This window comes from Sphingomonas daechungensis (genome assembly GCF_039543105.1).
GTDB classification, from domain to species: Bacteria; Pseudomonadota; Alphaproteobacteria; order Sphingomonadales; family Sphingomonadaceae; genus Sphingomicrobium; species Sphingomicrobium daechungense.
In genome coordinates this window covers 2,681,955-2,698,591 of sequence record NZ_BAABJC010000001.1, presented here as the reverse complement: position 1 = coordinate 2,698,591, position 16,637 = coordinate 2,681,955, and the positions used below count along the sequence as shown (strand labels likewise).

The 16,637-nt window shown below is 63.2% G+C and carries 17 protein-coding genes; 7 read left to right on the top strand and 10 right to left on the bottom strand.

All coding sequences use genetic code 11. The features are described 5' to 3' along the window. Positions 1-2: 2 nt before the first annotated feature. Genes ABD928_RS13925 through ABD928_RS13915 form a run of 3 tightly spaced genes read left to right on the top strand, consistent with a single transcriptional unit; the run spans position 3 to position 1,396 of the window. Entirely contained in the window at positions 3-611 is a 609-nt protein-coding gene (locus ABD928_RS13925; RefSeq protein ID WP_187714795.1) for a DedA family protein, read from the top strand. A gap of 38 nt (positions 612-649) precedes the next feature. Continuing rightward, on the top strand, positions 650-955 hold the full coding sequence (locus tag ABD928_RS13920; protein ID WP_187714796.1) for a glycosyltransferase: 306 nt from the start codon (positions 650-652) through the stop codon (positions 953-955). A 39-nt stretch (positions 956-994) separates the two neighbouring features. After that, positions 995-1,396, top strand: a complete 402-nt coding sequence (locus ABD928_RS13915; RefSeq protein ID WP_187714797.1) for a hypothetical protein — start codon at positions 995-997, stop codon at positions 1,394-1,396. Positions 1,397-1,403: 7 nt separating this feature from the next. On the opposite strand, the gene apaG is transcribed toward ABD928_RS13915, so the two are convergent. From apaG to ABD928_RS13880, 7 genes are all read right to left on the bottom strand, one after another. Further along, on the bottom strand, positions 1,404-1,790 hold the full coding sequence (gene apaG, locus ABD928_RS13910; protein ID WP_345170215.1) for a Co2+/Mg2+ efflux protein ApaG: 387 nt from the start codon (positions 1,788-1,790) through the stop codon (positions 1,404-1,406). 62 nt (positions 1,791-1,852) lie between these two features. Then, positions 1,853-2,587 (bottom strand): DNA repair protein RecO, encoded by a 735-nt coding sequence (gene recO, locus ABD928_RS13905; RefSeq protein WP_187714798.1) that lies wholly within the window; start codon positions 2,585-2,587, stop codon positions 1,853-1,855. 3 nt (positions 2,588-2,590) lie between these two features. Then, positions 2,591-4,540: an excinuclease ABC subunit UvrC gene (uvrC, locus tag ABD928_RS13900; RefSeq protein WP_345169769.1), complete on the bottom strand. Its 1,950-nt coding sequence runs from the start codon at positions 4,538-4,540 to the stop codon at positions 2,591-2,593. Positions 4,541-4,549: 9 nt separating this feature from the next. After that, positions 4,550-6,103: a tetratricopeptide repeat protein gene (locus ABD928_RS13895; RefSeq protein ID WP_345169766.1), complete on the bottom strand. Its 1,554-nt coding sequence runs from the start codon at positions 6,101-6,103 to the stop codon at positions 4,550-4,552. Between the two features lie 54 nt (positions 6,104-6,157). Continuing rightward, positions 6,158-6,874: an aspartate/glutamate racemase family protein gene (locus tag ABD928_RS13890; protein WP_345169764.1), complete on the bottom strand. Its 717-nt coding sequence runs from the start codon at positions 6,872-6,874 to the stop codon at positions 6,158-6,160. Between the two features lie 154 nt (positions 6,875-7,028). Beyond that, a complete protein-coding gene (locus ABD928_RS13885) occupies positions 7,029-8,495 on the bottom strand; it encodes an NAD(P)(+) transhydrogenase (Re/Si-specific) subunit beta (RefSeq protein WP_345169760.1) in 1,467 nt (488 codons plus the stop codon). Between the two features lie 3 nt (positions 8,496-8,498). Next, a complete protein-coding gene (locus ABD928_RS13880; protein WP_187714800.1) occupies positions 8,499-8,780 on the bottom strand; it encodes an NAD(P) transhydrogenase subunit alpha part 2 in 282 nt (93 codons plus the stop codon). Positions 8,781-9,070: 290 nt separating this feature from the next. Between ABD928_RS13880 and ABD928_RS13875 the strand changes: the two genes are divergently transcribed. The 3 genes from ABD928_RS13875 to ABD928_RS13865 all read left to right on the top strand — a co-directional run bounded on the left by ABD928_RS13875 (position 9,071) and on the right by ABD928_RS13865 (position 12,658). Beyond that, positions 9,071-11,278 carry an EAL domain-containing protein gene (locus ABD928_RS13875; protein WP_345169757.1) on the top strand — a complete coding sequence of 736 codons (2,208 nt, stop codon included), beginning with the start codon at positions 9,071-9,073 and terminating at the stop codon, positions 11,276-11,278. Between the two features lie 478 nt (positions 11,279-11,756). Then, on the top strand, positions 11,757-12,179 hold the full coding sequence (locus ABD928_RS13870) for a secondary thiamine-phosphate synthase enzyme YjbQ (protein ID WP_187714802.1): 423 nt from the start codon (positions 11,757-11,759) through the stop codon (positions 12,177-12,179). Beyond that, positions 12,176-12,658, top strand: coding sequence for a YbaK/EbsC family protein (locus tag ABD928_RS13865; protein ID WP_345169755.1), 483 nt, complete (start codon positions 12,176-12,178; stop codon positions 12,656-12,658). Before ABD928_RS13870 ends, ABD928_RS13865 begins: the two co-directional genes overlap by 4 nt. Here ABD928_RS13865 and ABD928_RS13860 read toward each other — a convergent pair. Genes ABD928_RS13860 through ABD928_RS13850 form a run of 3 tightly spaced genes read right to left on the bottom strand, consistent with a single transcriptional unit; the run spans position 12,632 to position 15,047 of the window. Continuing rightward, positions 12,632-13,753 carry an NAD(P)/FAD-dependent oxidoreductase gene (locus tag ABD928_RS13860; RefSeq protein WP_345169753.1) on the bottom strand — a complete coding sequence of 374 codons (1,122 nt, stop codon included), beginning with the start codon at positions 13,751-13,753 and terminating at the stop codon, positions 12,632-12,634. The genes ABD928_RS13865 and ABD928_RS13860 overlap by 27 nt on opposite strands. Further along, entirely contained in the window at positions 13,750-14,883 is a 1,134-nt protein-coding gene (locus ABD928_RS13855) for a Re/Si-specific NAD(P)(+) transhydrogenase subunit alpha (protein WP_187714803.1), read from the bottom strand. Before ABD928_RS13855 ends, ABD928_RS13860 begins: the two co-directional genes overlap by 4 nt. Positions 14,884-14,897: 14 nt before the next feature. Then, positions 14,898-15,047, bottom strand: a complete 150-nt coding sequence (locus ABD928_RS13850) for an aa3-type cytochrome c oxidase subunit IV (protein ID WP_223276356.1) — start codon at positions 15,045-15,047, stop codon at positions 14,898-14,900. 123 nt (positions 15,048-15,170) lie between these two features. Here ABD928_RS13850 and ABD928_RS13845 point away from each other — a divergent pair, with 123 nt between their 5' ends. Then, a complete protein-coding gene (locus ABD928_RS13845; protein ID WP_187714804.1) occupies positions 15,171-16,607 on the top strand; it encodes a sigma-54-dependent transcriptional regulator in 1,437 nt (478 codons plus the stop codon). Positions 16,608-16,637 lie beyond the last annotated feature (30 nt).

Below are 16,637 nucleotides of genomic sequence, written 5' to 3'. Positions count from 1 at the left end.
CTATGAATGACTGGGTCATCCGCCTGATCGAGCAATCGGGCTACCTCGGAGTCGGCTTCCTGATGTTCCTGGAAACCGTTTTCCCTCCGATCCCTTCGGAAGTGATCATGCCGGTCGCGGGGATGGCTGCTGCCGAGGGCACGCTGAGCTATTGGCTGGTCGTCGCCAGCGGCACCGCGGGCGCGATGCTTGGAAACATTGTCTGGTACCTGGCCGCTCGCGCGCTTGGCGTGAACCGCCTGGAGCCGATCATCCGCAAGCACGGACGTTGGGTGACGATGACCTGGCCCGAAGTCGAGAGGGCCCAGGTCTGGTTTCGCCGCAACGGCGTCTTCTTCGTCTTCCTCGGGCGGCTGCTTCCGACGGTCCGCTCGCTAGTCTCGGTTCCGGCCGGCCTCCTGAAGATGCGGTTCAAGACCTTCTTCATCGCCTCTACACTGGGGACGGCGGGCTGGACTGCCCTGCTCGCGACGGCTGGTTACAAGCTGAAAGAGAATTTCAGCGAGATCGACCAATATGTTGGCACCGCGTCCAACGCGATCCTTGCCGTTCTCGTCGTCGGCTACCTCTGGCGGCTGTGGAATCATCGCCATGCGGAATCCGGCGAATAGGCGTTGCAAGTCGCACCGCCGCTCGCCAGCCTAAGGGGGTGAGCGGCAAGACCGTCCTGATCCTCGGTTCCTACGCGCCATCGCTGGTGCATTTTAGAGGCGAACTGATCGCGGCGATCGCGCAGCGAGGCCACAGAGTCGTCGCCGCGGCACCGCAGATTTCGGCCGAAATCGCCGAGCAGCTTCGGGACCGCGGAGCGGAGCCGCGGGAACTTTCGCTAGTCAACGCCAGCCTCAATCCGTTCGCCATGTTGCAATCCTTCCGAGATGTGCGGCGCCTGATCCGCGATGTCGGACCGGATGTCTTGATCGCATATACGATCAACTTCCCAATCAGCCCGTAACGCCCGGTTCCAGCAACCGTTCGACAAAGGGAGACAGGCATGGGCAAGGGCGAAATCACGAAGGCACTCATAGGAGCGATGCTCCTCGCCGCGCCCGCGACCGGCTTTACGCAGACCGGCTGGGTGCCTGGCGCAGAGATCACCGGGCAGTCGGTCCAGGTCGAAACCAACGGAGTCACCAACACCGTCTTCTTCGACCCCGGCGGAGTAGCGCGGATCCAGACTCCTCGCGGCATCATGGTCCCCGGGAGCTGGGCCACCGCAAACGGGCAACTTTGCCTGACGACGGGCGGAGCGCAGGAATGCTGGCCCTACGCGCAGCCTTTCAAGGCCGGTCAGCAAGTCACGCTGACCAGCAGCTGCAACGCGGCATCGCGCTGGACTGCACTCGGCACAAACCAGGCAGCTCCCGAGCAGGCACGCGCCGGCGAGCGCGGTTAAGACTGCGCTAGTTTACGGGCGCGAGTAGCGCGAATTTCGGGATGTCGACATCGAACGCCCCGCCATCCTCATCGACCATCCGATAAGACCCCGCCATCGACCCCGTCGGCGTATCCAGCGGGCATCCGGAAACATAATCAAAGCTCCCGTCGGGAGCGATCAGCGGCATTTCTCCGACGACGCCTTCGCCGTGGACCTCGTGAACGCCGCCGCGGCCGTCCGTGATCGTCCAGCTGCGCGAAAGGAGCTGGACGGAGCGGCTGCCGCCGTTCTCGATGCGGACGTGATAGGACCAGAACCAGCGGTTGATCGAAGGATCCGACTGCTCGGCGAGGAAGCTGACCGCGACGCGCACTGTGATGCCGTTCGTCGTCGCGACGTTCGAAAACAGCATCGCGAGTGTGTCGAGACCGGTCACACGCTTGAGCTAATGCAGCTTGGCCGGGCAAACAACGCCTAGATCCCGCCGGCGCGAAGAATTCGCCCGACCAGTCTCGATCGCGCTTCCCCCAGACCCGAAACACGGCCCGTAAGGATGTCGCGGGACAGGAAATGACCGCTAAGCACAAGCCCGTCGCGGATGTCCTCCCAGCTCGCCGGACCGCCTTCACGAACAAATCTTGGCAAGATGAGCAGCTTGCCCGCATACGGCTCTGCCTCGGCCGCGCTGACCGCCCGCCCCGAACCTGGACTGACCGCGACGAGGCCGTCGTTCGACCCGGTTACCGCGCAAGTCTCAAGATCGAGGCCGAACCCCAATTCCGCCAGCAAGAGCAGCTCGTAGCGGACCAGCAGACTTGACCAGCCAAGCGCGGAAGGAGCGGCTTCGATCAGCGCAAGAAGGGCGTCCAGCGCATCGTAGAGGCGCGGATAGGGCTGTCCCTCGGGAAGCGCGGCTGCGGTCAGCGCCGTAACCCAGTCGATCGCCGCCGCCGGAAGCGGTTCGGTGATCAGTGGTGCGCGGCTGTGTTCCAATTCCACTTCGGCATGGGCGAGCTGTTCCTCGGTCCGCGACCGCAGCCGCGCCTGTACCAGGTTCCCGGGCACCAGCACCGGCCGCATCCGCCGGCCGCGAGCGCCGCGCACGTATGCTGCCTGCAATCCATCCTTCGGCGTCATCAGCCGAACGACCGCGCCATGCTCCGCATGCGTTCTCAATGCGCAGACGATGGCAGGCGTATCGATGTTCACGCGTCAGCCGGCCGGATGAAAATAATCGTAGAGCTGCCGCGCCATTGTCCTGCTGATGCCGGGTGCGCGCTCGAGGTCCTCCAGCGCAGCCCCCTTGACCGCTCGGGCGGTGCCGAAGTGCATGAGCAAGGCGCGTTTGCGGCTCGGGCCGATGCCAGGGACATCATCCAGCGTCGACGTCGTCAGGCTCTTCGCACGCTTCGCGCGATGCGTGCCGATGGCGAACCGATGCGCCTCGTCCCGCAGGCGCTGGATGTAGAACAGCAGGGCCGAGTTCGGGGGCAAGGTGATCTCACGCCCACCTGGGAAGTGAAATACCTCGCGGCCCTCGCGCCCGTGATGCGGGCCTTTGGCGACACCGACGACAGGCACGTCGTGAACGCCGGCATCCTCCATGACTTCACAGACTGCGGATAGCTGTCCCTTGCCGCCGTCGATCAAGAGCAGGTCGGGCCATTCGCCGCTCTGCCGGTCAGGATCCTCCTTCTCCAGCCGGGCGAAGCGCCGCTCCAGCACTTCACGCATCATCGCATAGTCGTCGCCCGGCTGCGTCTCGGCCCGCTTGATGTTGAACTTGCGGTAGCTGTTCTTGCGGAACCCTTCCGGCCCGGCGACGATCATCGCACCGGTCGCGTTGGTGCCCATGATGTGGCTGTTGTCGTAAACTTCGATGCGCTTGGGGATGTCGGCCAGCTCGAACGTGTCGGCAAGCTCGCGCAGGATTTTGCCCTGCGTCGTGGTCTCCGCGAGCCGGCGATCCAGGGCTTCCTCGGCGTTGCGACGGGCTTGGTCGAGTAGCTTCTTGCGGTCGCCGCGCTTGGGAATTTCGATGGCAATGCGGCGCCCTGCCCGCTCCGACAGCGCTTCTTCCAGCACTTCGAAGTCGGCCAGCTCGCGATCGACCAGGATGCGCTTGGGTGGCGGCATGTCCTCGTAGAACTGGACCAGGAAACTCGACATGACCTCCTCTTCCGGGACGTCGCTGGTGTGCGCCGGAAAGAAAGCGCGGTGTCCCCAATTCTGGCCGCCACGGATGAAAAAGCCCTGGATCGACACGGTTCCCGCCTTGCAGGCCAGCGCGAACACGTCCGCATCGCCGAGACCCTCCGCGTGCACGGTCTGTGAGCCCTGGATGTAAGTCAGCGCCCGCAGCCGGTCGCGGTAAACGGCGGCCAGTTCATAATCCTGCTTCTCGGCGGCTGCCGCCATCTGCTTCGAAAGGCGCGCCTGGACGCCCGTCGACTTGCCGGAGAGAAAGTTCTTCGCGTCCTCGACCAGCTCACCATAGTCGGTTTCGCTGATCCGGCCGACGCAAGGCGCCGAGCAGCGCTTGATCTGATAGAGCAAGCACGGCCTGGATCGATTCTCGAAATAGCTGTCCGAGCAGCTCCGCAGCAGAAACAGTTTCTGCAACGCGTTGAGCGTTCGGGTGACGGATCCGGCGCTGGCGAACGGTCCGAAATACTGACCCTTCGTCCGCCTAGCGCCGCGATGCTTCTGGACCCGGGGGAACGCGTGATCCTCACGGAGCAGGATGAAGGGGAAGCTTTTGTCATCGCGAAGAAGGACGTTGTAGGCGGGCCGGAAACGCTTGATCAGCTGCGCCTCCAGCAGCAGCGCCTCGGCCTCGGTTCGTGTCGTGACAATGGTCATCGACCGCGTCTGCGCGACCATCCGCTGCAGCCGTTTCGGAAGGCGAGCCACCTGCGTGTAGTTCGTGACCCGGTTCCGTAGCGCGCGCGCCTTGCCGACGTAGAGCACGTCGCCCCGAGCATCCTGCATCCGGTAGACGCCTGGTCGGACCGGGAGGGTCTTCAAAACCTCGCGGATTGCTGCGACGCCTTTTTCGAGGTCCGGCTGGTCAGCTCCTCGAACGGCATACGTCGCCTGGTCCTCATTGAAGCGTTCGGCCGCGCCGGGATGCTCAGGTCGATCGGCGGGCGTGCGATTCATGTTTCCGACTTAGTGCGTGACCTCTCCGCTTGCGAGGGCATCGTTGGCGGACGCGGTGGCAAGCCCTTGCACCGACAGCCTGCGGTTCGGCGCGGCCTCGAGCGCTCTGCTGAACGCCGCTGCGGCCTCGGCTTTCCTGCCGTCGGCGAGGAGCTCCTCTCCGAGCATTTCGGCGCTTGGCTTGGCAAGTACTGGCGGCCCGAACGGAACCGGCAATCGGGATTCGGCAGCAGCGGCTTCGCGTAGGAGCCGCAGACCTTTCTCGCGCTCGCCTCGCGAGAGCGCGACGGCGGCCTCGCCTTGGGCGATTGCGCGGTCGAACCACGGTAGCGATTCGTCGTCGTCGGGCCATTCTGTCTTGATCGCGGCGGCGATGGACTCTCGCTGGGCCTTCATTTTTCCCAGCGCAGTTTCGGCCCGAGCAGGCGATCTTCTTGCAGCAAGCAGGTCCGCATAGGCCAGCGTGAACCGTGCAACCGCCAGTTTATCGCCGACTGGCAAAGCGGTAGCTGGCCAGCGACCGGTATCCACACCGTGGCGCGTGGCGATCTGCGCCCAGTTGGTGATCAGGTTCCGAGAACCACCTAGAACCGACTTGTCGGCGACGGACGACTGATCGCCCAACGCTTCCGCCTTGCACGCATCGACCAGCGTCTGGCTGTCCTTACCCTGCTGGTCGAGCGCGTAGGCGAGCCATTCATTGTAGTGCCCGCACGACGTCGCGGGCTTCCCTTGCGCCGCGCGCTGGCCGTTGACGACCGCCATCGCCTGCCGGTTGGCAAGTTCGACTTGCGGCCAACGTCCAAGGGCCAAATAGATGTGCGACACCATGTGCTGGGCATGACCTGCATCGGGCGCAACGAGCGCATATCGGCTGGCCGCACGTTCTCCGAGCGGCGCATGGGCCGGGTCATCGTACGTGTGGATCAGGTAATGAACGACGCCGGGGTGATCGGGGTGAGCTGGAAAGGCCTCCTCGAGCAAGGCCGCGGCCTGCATATAGAGCCCGATGTCGCGCCCGTTATGGGCCGTGCCCATGATCGACAAAGCGTAGAAGGATCGCGCGTCGATGTCGTTCGGGTCGGCGTCGAACACGACCTTCATCCTGTCGGCGTAGGCGAAGTCCCGCTCGTATTTGGAACCGTTGCCGTACAAGGCCTCGACCGCGTCGAGCCACTGCGCTTCGCGAGGGCTCCTCGCCTTTGCCTTGCGAGCGGCGGGCGTTGGACCAAGGCGCGTGAGTACCGCGCGCGCCGCCGCCGCATCCTGTTCGGCCCAGAGCGGGTGGTTGTAAGTCATCGCTTCGCCCCAATAGGCGAGCACGAAATCAGGATCGGCAGCCTGGGCCGCGCGAAATGCTTCCTCCGCGGACGAATACTCAAAGTTGTGGAGCAGCGCGAGGCCGCGGAGAAAAGGCGCCTGCGCAGCGGCATTGCCCTCGTTTTTCATCTTCACCGAGCCGACTCTTGCGGAATTCGTCGAGGACGCCGCGTGCTCGTGCTGAGCAAGACCAGGAGACGCGGCAATAAGCAATGCCGCGCCTGCAAGCAGAATTATTCGCATCGGCGCCCCCTTTAGATCGCAGGCTAGTTGCCGACCGACCGAAGGGCAAATCGCCTAAGCGGCGGCGCGCGCTTGCTCCGCTTCCTCGAGCATCCATTCGACCGCCGCACGGGCGTGAATGGCAGCGGTGTCGTAGACCGGAAGGACGTTGGCGCGCGTGTCGACGGCGAGCGCCAGCTCGGTGCAGCCGAGGACGACGGCCTGAGCCTTGTGCTTGGCGAGCTCGGTCATCAGCGTCTTGAGCTTGCGCTGACTGTCGCGGACCACGCGTCCTCGGGCAAGTTCCTCAAAGATAATCCGGTCAACTTCGGCGATCCACGCGGGATCGATCGTAACGAGATCGATGCCGCGCGATTCAAGGCGACTGCGGACGTATGGCTCTGTCATGGTGAAGCGCGTGCCGAGCAAGGCGACGCGCCCGATGCGATCCGCCGCGAGCCTATCGCCGGTCGGATCGGCGATGTGCAACACCGGAATGTCGACGTTTGCGGCGACGGCGTCATAAACCTTGTGTGTCGTGTTGCAGGCCATCAGCATGCCCTCGGCGCCGGCTGCCTGGAGGCGTTGTGCAGCGTCGATGTTGAGCTTGGCGACGCCGTCCCAATCGTTAGCATCCTCGAGCGCGATCAGGTCCGCAAAGTCGACGCTTTCAAGCACCAGCCTCGCACTGTGGAAGCCGCCGAGCCGCTGGGCGACCGCGCGGTTGATGTGATTGTAATATAATGCGGTCGACGACCAGCTCGTCCCGCCGATGATTCCCAGCTTGCGCAAAGCCGCTGCCCCTTCCCCACTATCTTGAATGGAGCAGACGCGACACCTGGCTCCCGTTGACGATTTGCCGTCGGAAAACCAAGCTTGGCAAGACGTAAATTACTGATTTACCGGAAAATTAATCGGGGGTGCGGCCAGCAGTTCTTGCCGCGAGTCAGCCGATGTTCTTGACGATCTCTTCCACCATCTTCTTGGCGTCGGCGAGCAGCATCATCGTGTTGTCGCGGTAGAACAGCTCATTGTCGACGCCGGCATAACCGACGCCGCCCATCGAGCGCTTCACGAACAGTACCGTGCGGGCCTTTTCCACGTCGAGAACCGGCATGCCGTAGATCGGCGAGCTCTTATCCGTCTTCGCCGCCGGATTGGTGACGTCGTTGGCGCCGATAACGAAGGCGACATCGGTCTGGGCGAACTCGCTGTTGATGTCCTCCAATTCGAACACCTCGTCGTAAGGCACGTTGGCCTCGGCCAGCAGAACGTTCATGTGGCCGGGCATACGGCCCGCGACCGGGTGGATGGCGTATTTGACGCGAACACCCTGCTCCTTGAGCAGGTCCGCCATCTCACGGAGCGCATGCTGCGCCTGGCTGACGGCCATGCCGTAGCCCGGAACGATGATGACCTGGTCGGCCTGGCTCATCAGGAAAGCCGCGTCCTCGGCCGAACCCCGCTTGTACGGACGGTCGATGACTTCGCCGCCGCCAGCCGCCGCAGAATCCCCGCCGAAGCCGCCGGCGATGACCGAGATGAAGCTGCGGTTCATCGCACGGCACATGATGTAGCTGAGAATCGCGCCCGAACTGCCGACGAGCGCACCGGTGATGATCATCGCACTGTTGTGGAGCGTGAAGCCCATCGCCGCCGCGGCCCAACCCGAATAGCTGTTCAGCATCGAGATCACGACGGGCATATCGGCGCCGCCGATGGGAACGATCAGAAGGAAACCGATGGCGAAGGCAAGCGCCATCACCAGCCAGAAATCCATCGGCGATTGCGAATGCCAGAAGCCAAACGAGAAGAAGGCAATCGCCACGACGATGGCGAGATTGATCCAGTGCCGCGCGGGAAGGAGGATCGGCTTCCCGCTCATATTTCCATTGAGCTTGAGGAAGGCGATCACCGAGCCGGAGAAGGTGATGGCGCCAATGGCCACGCCGAGGATCATCTCGATACGACTTGGCCCGAGGATGGCACCCGCAGAATCAACGATGCCGAATGCTGAAGGGTTCAGGAATGCCGCGGCACCGACGAGCACTGCCGCCATGCCGACAAGGCTGTGAAACGCCGCCACCAACTGCGGCATCGCCGTCATCTGGATCTTCCGGGCGGTTACGAGACCGATCGCGCCCCCTACCATCACAGCCGCAAGAATCTGGCCTGCGACGGCCCAATCGACGTTTAGATTGTGCAGATACTCGTCAGGAGCTGTACCGCTTATGCGGGGCGCATGAACGACAATCGTCGTGACCACCGCGATCAGCATGCCGATCATTCCTGCGCGATTACCTCTGCGGCTGCTTTCCGGGCTCGACAGCCCTCTTAGCGCGAGGATGAAGCAAACGCCGGAGATGAGATAGGCGAGAAGCACCCAGGCGGGAGTGGCGTGTGCGGCCTCCACGCTCTAACGCTCCTTCTTCTTGTACATCGCGAGCATTCTCGCGGTGACTGCGAAGCCACCGAAGATGTTCACGCTGGCGAGCGCAACCGCGACTAGGCCCAACCACTTCGATGAAGCGCTGCCCGCGGCCGCGGCTGCGATCAGAGCACCGACGATGATCACTGAGGAAATCGCGTTCGTGACGCTCATCAGCGGCGTGTGGAGCGCGGGGGTGACCGACCAGACCACATAATAGCCGACAAAACAGGCCAGCACGAAAATCGACAGGATCGAGATAAAGTCCATCAGCGCCTCGGCTCGAATGTTCCCAATGTTCGCACTAACGCACGTGGTTTGGCCACAGCGCCAGTGTTCATCGCCGAGCGCACAATGCACAATTCAGGGCTGTAGGACAGTCACAAAGCGAGCGAGATTTTCCGCTGTTAACCGCGTTACGGTTTCCGATTTGATAACCTTTATGCGGCAAACCGGCAGCACCAAGGCTGAAGGAAAAGTGCTCGGTGCGCTTGCGAAGGTCTCAGAAGGGAGAAGGATCCCACTGGAAACTGCTGTTGTGGACAGCGGTGGCCTCGCTCGTGTTCGGCCTGATCAGCTTCGGCGAACCGGTCGAGCATATCCTCCGGGTCGCCCGCAATCGCCTTCACACACATGACGCCAGCGGAGATATCGTGCTCGTCGCCATCGACGAGCGCTCCATCCGGAAGGTCGGCCGTTGGCCCTGGCCGCGGAGCCAGCATGCAAACCTCACCAACCGACTGGCCGAAGCGGGCGCAAAACGAATTTTCTTTGACATTCAGTTCAATGGGCAAAGCAATCCCGCGGACGACGTGCAGTTCACCAAGGCACTTGCGAAGGCCGGCAACGTCACCATTCCGGTAAGTGCAAAGTCGAATGTGGGCTATGCCGACAAGGAGTTCCTGACGCCAACGATCGCCAGCAAGCATGCGGACCTTGGGCTGATCGGCGTTGAATATGATTATCAGAATACCGTCTGGAGCCTGGACTACGCGAGGACAATCGCGGGCCGTGACATCGAAACTTACGCAGCCAAGCTGGCGAATGCCAAGGGACCGGTCGGGAAGACTTTCACCCCGGATTATTCGATCGACCCGAAAAGCATTCCGCTGATTTCCGCCGCGGATCTCCTGGCGGGGCGTACGAAGCCCGAGGCGATCAAGGGCAAGGATGTCGTCATTGGAACAACGGCCGAGGGCATCGACCAGTATTACATCCCTGGCGCCGCGAAGATGGGTGGCGCCTATGTCCAGATCATTGGCGCCGAGACGCTGAAATCCGGCAATCCCGTTTCCTACGGGTGGATCCCTGCCCTGCTTCTGGCCCTGGCAGCTGCCTGGGCCGCAGCCACCCGCCGGTCAGCAATTCAATCGAACCTGATCCTTGTGGCGGCGACTTCGGCATTCCTCTCGGTACCTGCCGTTCTCGAGACTTACCTCATTACGGTCGAGATAACGCCCGGACTGTTCTCCCTGATGATCGTCGCCACGGCCTTGACTTGGCAGCGTTGGCGCCAGCGCGGTCTGGTCAACACGGTCTCCGGTCTTCCGAATCTGAGCGCCCTGCGCGCGAACAAAGCCGGCCGCGAGCAAGCCCTGATTGCAGCGAGGGTCCTGAACTACGCCGAAATCTCTGCGGCGTTGCCGCCAGAACAGGAGCGACTGCTCGTCGATCAGATCGTTTCGCGGCTACGCGTCGGCTCACCGCAGCGCACGCTCTACGAGGGTGATGGCGGCATCTTCGCCTGGTTCGAAGATTCGCAGGCGCCGTTCGCAAATCACATTGAGGCGCTTCACACACTTTTCCGCAATCCGGCGCGGGTCGATGGTATGTCCATCGACCTTGCGGTCAGCTTCGGGATCGAGCTCGGAAGCGGACGTTCGCTGACCAATCGCCTGGCGAGCGCGCTCGTCGCTGCCGACGAAGCCGCGCACGATGGCCTCAAGTGGAAGTACCACGATCCCGAGACGCTCGAGGACGCGTCCTGGAAGCTGTCCATGCTCAGCCAGCTCGACGACGCCGTCGACAAGGGCGAGGTTTGGGTCGCCTACCAACCGAAGTTCGACCTGCGCACGCGCAAGGTCGTTGGAGCGGAAGCGCTGGCGCGCTGGACGCACCCCGAAAAGGGTCCGATCTCAGCCACCGAATTCGTGTCCGCGGCCGAACAGCACGACCGCATCGGCAAGCTTACCGACTTCATCCTGGAGCAATCGATTTCCGCCGCCGCGAACGTGAACCGAAAGCATCCTGGCTTCGGCATCGCCGTCAATCTTTCCGCGCGCCTGCTGAGTGACAAAGGACTTGTTCTTCGACTTGGGGCCATGCTTGCACGGCACAAGCTGCCGGCCGAGTTGCTGACGCTGGAGCTGACAGAGACCGCCGAGCTTGGAAGCAGCGGTCCGGCGCTCGACATGCTGGCCTCGCTGCGTGACCTCGGCATCACCATTGCAATCGACGACTACGGCACCGGGCTGTCGACGCTCGAATACTTGAAGAAGATCCCTGCAAGCGAGATCAAGATCGATCAAAGCTTCGTGAAGTCGATGCTCGATAACCGCAGTGACCTCGTGATGGTTCAGTCGACCATCGCCCTTGCCCACTCACTCGGTCGCAAGGTGGTCGCGGAAGGCGTGGAGCATCAGACGGTACTCGACGCACTGGTCGACATGGGCTGCGATGTTGCCCAGGGATATATCATCGGCAGGCCGATGAGCATGGACAGCCTCGTCAAGAGACTGTCGAACGACCGCCGCTCCAGCGTAGCCTGAACCACTCCAGATTCGAATAGTTTGCAGGGTGCCAAGTTGCGCCCAAGTAACGCGTGCGCGTTAATAAAGGTTAACGAGTTGCTAACCATTTCTATTAAGGTTAATGTCCTCCTCATCTGCCGAATCAAAGTTCGAAGCACAGGGGTAGGATATGAAGAAGGCAACTCAGACCAAGGTCGGTTTCTGGACCTGGCTCCTTGGTGGCGGCACCGGCAACACGGGCGCCCAGGGCTAACAGTTAACGGTCGCCTCTGGCGGCCGTTTTCTTTTGTGAATTCAAGAGCATGCTAAGCGCCTGCATGATTGCGGGTGCTTTCGTGCGTCTGGTTCCCGTACCGCTTTGGATCTCGGGTAAGGGTTCTCGGCGCATGCCGATTCCGAGGTGTTTGGGGGCTGTGAGCCGGGGCGCGAATCGGCCGTAAGCCTTAACCATTCCGAGTCGCTGGAATCCGGTAGATTGCCGGATTAGACGCGCTTCATGCTTCGACAGTCACTTGGCGCACTCCATGTCATCGCTCCTCTCCCGGGCCTTCACGACATCAGCAAGGACGTGGAATCCTGGGTTCGCGAGCAGTCGATTGGCGATGGATTGCTGACCCTCTTCTGCCGTCACACGTCTGCTTCGCTGCTGATCCAGGAAAATGCCGCGCCTGCCGCCAGACGCGATCTAGAAGCCTATTTCGCGCGCATCGCTCCCGAAGATCACTCGCTATACACGCACAATGACGAGGGCTCCGACGACATGCCCGCGCATTTGCGCGCAGCTTTGACCTCAACCCAGCTGTCGATCCCGGTCCGTGGCCGCCGAACGGCGCTCGGCACCTGGCAGGGCATCTATCTGTTCGAGCATCGCCGCGAGCCCTCCCGCCGCGAGATCGCGCTTCACCTGGTGGGCGAATGAGCCTGGAGTCCGTCCGCGCCTGGCTCGCGCAACATGCGCCCGAGCTTCCGCTGATCGGGGTCGAGGAGAGCACGGCGACGGTGGACACGGCGGCCAAGGCACTGGGCGTCGAACCCGGCCGGATTGCGAAGACGCTTGCGGTCCGGGCTGGCGAGCAGACGTTCCTTCTGGTCGCGAGGGGGAATGCGCGCCTCGACAATGCGAAGTCCAAGGCCGAGTTCGGCGCCCGCCCGCGGATGCTCGGCGTCGAGGAAACGTTCGCGCTGACCGGGCATCCAGTCGGCGGGGTGTGTCCGTTCGGCCTTGCGACGGATCTGCCGGTCTATCTCGATCTGTCGCTGAAGGCGTTCGACGTGGTGTATCCGGCCGGAGGCTCGCTCAACACGTCGGTGCGGGTGGAGACGGAGCGGCTTTTCGAGCTGGTCGGCGACAGGTGGGTCGACCTGACCCGCCTATCCGAGGAAACGGACGGGACTTAGCTCATCGGGCGTGACAGCTCCGATTGGCCATGGCGTCCCCGCAATCAGAGATTCCGCGACTTTGGCCATTATCGGCGATGTCTGGAGACCGTAACCGCCCTGCCCGGCCAGCCAGAAGAAGCCCTCGGAACGAGGGTCGAAGCCGGCAACGAGGTGGCGGTCGGGCGCGAAGGTCCTCAGCCCCGCCCAACGGCTGTGAATGCGGCCAACCTGCATCGTGGTCCGCTCCTCGACCCGGTGTGCCGCGAGGGCAACCTCGTATTCGTCGGGCTGAGCGTCGCAGGGCTCCGTTGGCACTTCGTCCATGGGGGAGGCGAACAGGCGGCCGGATTCGGGCGCAAAGTACAAGGCGTCCCCAACGGTCTTGGCAAAGGGCCAGCCCGCAGTGTCGACGCCCGCCGGGCCGTCGAAGGTGATGATGGTCCGGCGCAGTGGAGCCAGGCCGATCGGGTCGAGCCCTGCCGCCATGGCGAGTGTATCCGCCCAGGCGCCCGCCGCGTTGACGATCAGTGGCGCGGCAAAGGCATCGCCGCGCGCGGTCATAAGGGTCCAGTGCCCGCCATCGCGACGAAGATTCGCCGCCGGGGCGCCGAGGACCAGCTCGCCGCCATTGGCCCGAAGCGCATGGACGTGCCCCTGCAGCAGGGCGTGGGTGTCGAGCCGGATCCCGTCGTGGTCAACGAGAGCTGCAACAGCACCGCCTTCACCCGTGCGGATCGCGGGGCAGAGTTCGCCGATCCCGGTCTCGCCGACGCGTTCAAGAGCGGCGAACGGCGCAATCGCCTCGGTCAGGGCGTCGAGTTCACCCAGTTCATCTTCTCGTGCGTGGACGAGCACAGGCATTCGGTGGCCGAGCGGAGCGTCGGTGAAGCCGGGCTGCGGATCTTCGAAGAAGGTCCGGCTTGAGAGCGTCAGCGCACGAACGTGCGGATCGCCGAGTGCGTAGTGCAGCATCGTCGCGCTGCGCCCGGAAGAGTGGTAGCCGACCGCCTCCTCCGCTTCGAGAACGGTGACTTTGGCGTTTCGGGATAAAGCGGCCGCGGCCGAGAGCCCGGCAACGCCACCGCCGATGACGATGATGTCGCTCGATCTCAACTGACGCTCGTGAGCCTCTCGTTCACGACCCTGCCACCCTGTGTCAGGCGGATGGCTTTGACGATCTCGTCATCATCCGGAAGCACGAGCTTGCCCTGGTCCTTGTCCCAGAAGGCCGAGAGGAAGTTGAAAAGGTTGCGCGCGAACAGGGCCGACGAATCCGCCGCAAGGCTCCGCGCCAAGTTCGAAGCGCCGATGATCGTGACCCCATGCTTCACGACATTCTCACCCGGGACACAGCCTTCGACGTTGCCTCCGGCATCGGCGGCGAGATCGACCACGACGCTGCCCGCCCGCATGGTGGCAAGCTGAGCGTCGCTGATCAGCCGCGGCGCGGGACGACCGGGGATGAGGGCCGTTGTGATGACGATGTCCTGCTTAGCGATATGGCTTGAGACCAGCTCCGCCTGCGCCTTCTGATAGTCCTCGGACATTTCCGTGGCGTAGCCGCCGCTACCCTCGCCTTCGATACCGGCAACATTCTCAACGAAGATCGGCTTCGCGCCGAGCGACTGGATCTGCTCCCTGGTTGCGGAACGCACGTCGGTCGCGCTGACCTGGGCGCCGAGGCGGCGCGCGGTCGCGATCGCCTGAAGACCGGCCACACCGACGCCCATGACGAAGACGCGGGCGGCGCTAATCGTGCCTGCCGCCGTCATCATCATCGGAAAGGCACGGCCGTACGCCGAAGCGGCATCGACGACCGCCTTGTAACCGGCGAGGTTCGATTGAGACGAGAGGATGTCCATCGATTGGGCGCGGGTGATGCGCGGCATCCATTCCATCGCCAGTGCATCGAGGCCCGCAGACCCATAAGCATCCACGGCTTTGCGGCGGCGCAGGGGGTCGAGCGCTCCGATCAGCAAGGCGCCGGCCTTGGCCCCCTTGAGCGATGCCGCGTCCGGGCCGTTAATGCAGAGGATCGCATCGGCGCCGTCGAGGACCTTGGCACAAGTGGCGACTGTTGCACCGGCCTGCTCAAAATCCGCGTCCGAGATTGAAGCGGCTTCGCCCGCCCCCGCTTCCACAGCAAGCTGCGCGCCGAGGGCCGTCAGCTTCTTGACAGTTTCCGGCGACGCGGCGACGCGGGTTTCCCCGGGAGCGGTTTCCCGAACGACGGCGATCTTCATCCTCGCCAGCGCCCTTAGGTGATGATCTGGATGACGAGGAACGCGATAATCAGGCAAATGATCGCGCCCCACTTAAAGAGCCGGATGAATCCCTCATAGTCGCGAACGTGATGCGCCATTTCCTGGGTCGGCGGATTATCCAGAAGCGGCTCGTCGTGGGCCATGTCTCTCCCCTTTTGATGAGAATGCGTTGAGCCGTTCCATAACAAGGGCATTCGCTGGCCCCAACCCCCGAAGTCTTAAGTCGGCATTTACTCCTTTCGACGTAGGGTTGCCCTTGGAAGATCATGCGCGAACAAGAAACGAAATCCCTGCTGGTTGTGGAGGCCGATCCGGCCGAGCGCCGCCTCGTGTCCGCCGTAGCCACACGCGCGGGTTGGATCACCGTTGGCGCCGACTGCACCGAAATGGCGGTCAGCCTGCTTCAAGGGCCTCATGGCCGTGAGGTGCAGGCTGCGCTGATCGCAAACTGGGACGAAGAGAGCGGTGCGGCGAGCATTGCTGCCCTTCGCGAACGCCGTTCCAACCTGCCGGTCATCGTCGTCGCCAAGAGCGATTCCGTGGCCGAGGCCGTCGCCGCAATGCGTGCCGGAGCGACCGATTTCCTATCGCGCCCCGTGGCTCCCGAGCGGCTGGTCGAAGCGCTCGCAGCCAATGGAGACCGCCGTAAGCCTGCAGGCGAGCTGATTCCGGTTTCTGAAAAGCTGTCCCCGGAGCTGTCGCTCGAACAGTTGATTGGTGCGGCTCCCGAATATCGCGCCGCACTCGCCGTTGCCGCGAAAGCAGCGCGCAATCGGCTGCCGATTCTCATCGTCGGTGAACCCGGAACGGGCAAGGAAACTGTCGCTCGCGCGATCCATGCTGCAAGCCTCCGCTCGCGCGGGCCGTTCGTCATCGTCGATTGCAAGGCTGTGCCGGCAAATGTGGTCGACAGCGAATTGTTCGGTCACGTCAAAGGTGCGTTTCCCGGTGCGTTTTCAGAGAAGTCGGGCCGGATGCTGGAAGCGGACATGGGCACGCTGGTACTCGACGAGATTGCCGCGCTCCCCCATTCGACGCAGGAGACGCTCGATCGCGTCCTCGCGACCGGCGAAGTCCGCCCGGTGGGCTGCAACGGAAGTTCGTCGATCGACATCCGCCTAATTGCGACATCGAGCGCGCCGCTACCCGAAAGCTTCAATCAGATGCTTGGCGAGCGGGTCTGCACGACTGTCGTCAATCTGCCGCCCCTGCGGGAACGCAGCGGCGACATCCCCATGCTCGCGCGGCACCTGCTCCAGCGTTTCGCCGAGCAGGAACTGTTGCCGCCGCTGTCGATCGGCAACGACGCCTTGGCAGTGTTGATGCGCTACGGCTGGCCGGGCAACGTCCGCCAGCTTGCCAGCGTGCTGTTCCGCGCTGGGCTGCAGTGCGATCGCGGCGGACTGACGGCCGAAGATTTCCCGCACATTGCCTCGCAGTCGCGGTTCACCAATCGCAAGAGCGACTTCGCGACCAACATCAGTGCGCAATCTAGCGAAGCGGCCATGAGCGCCGGCAATGGCGTGACCCTTTTCACCAGCGAGGGGCACCTTCGGACTCTCGAAGAGATCGAAGCCGACATCATTCGCCTGGCCATCGGCCATTATCGCGGGCGGATGACCGAAGTCGCTCGCCGCCTCGGCATTGGCCGCTCCACGCTCTATCGCAAGCTCAGCGACATCGGCATCGACACCGCCGCCTGATGCTCTAGCCTCGCCGCGTGCGAGCTTTCT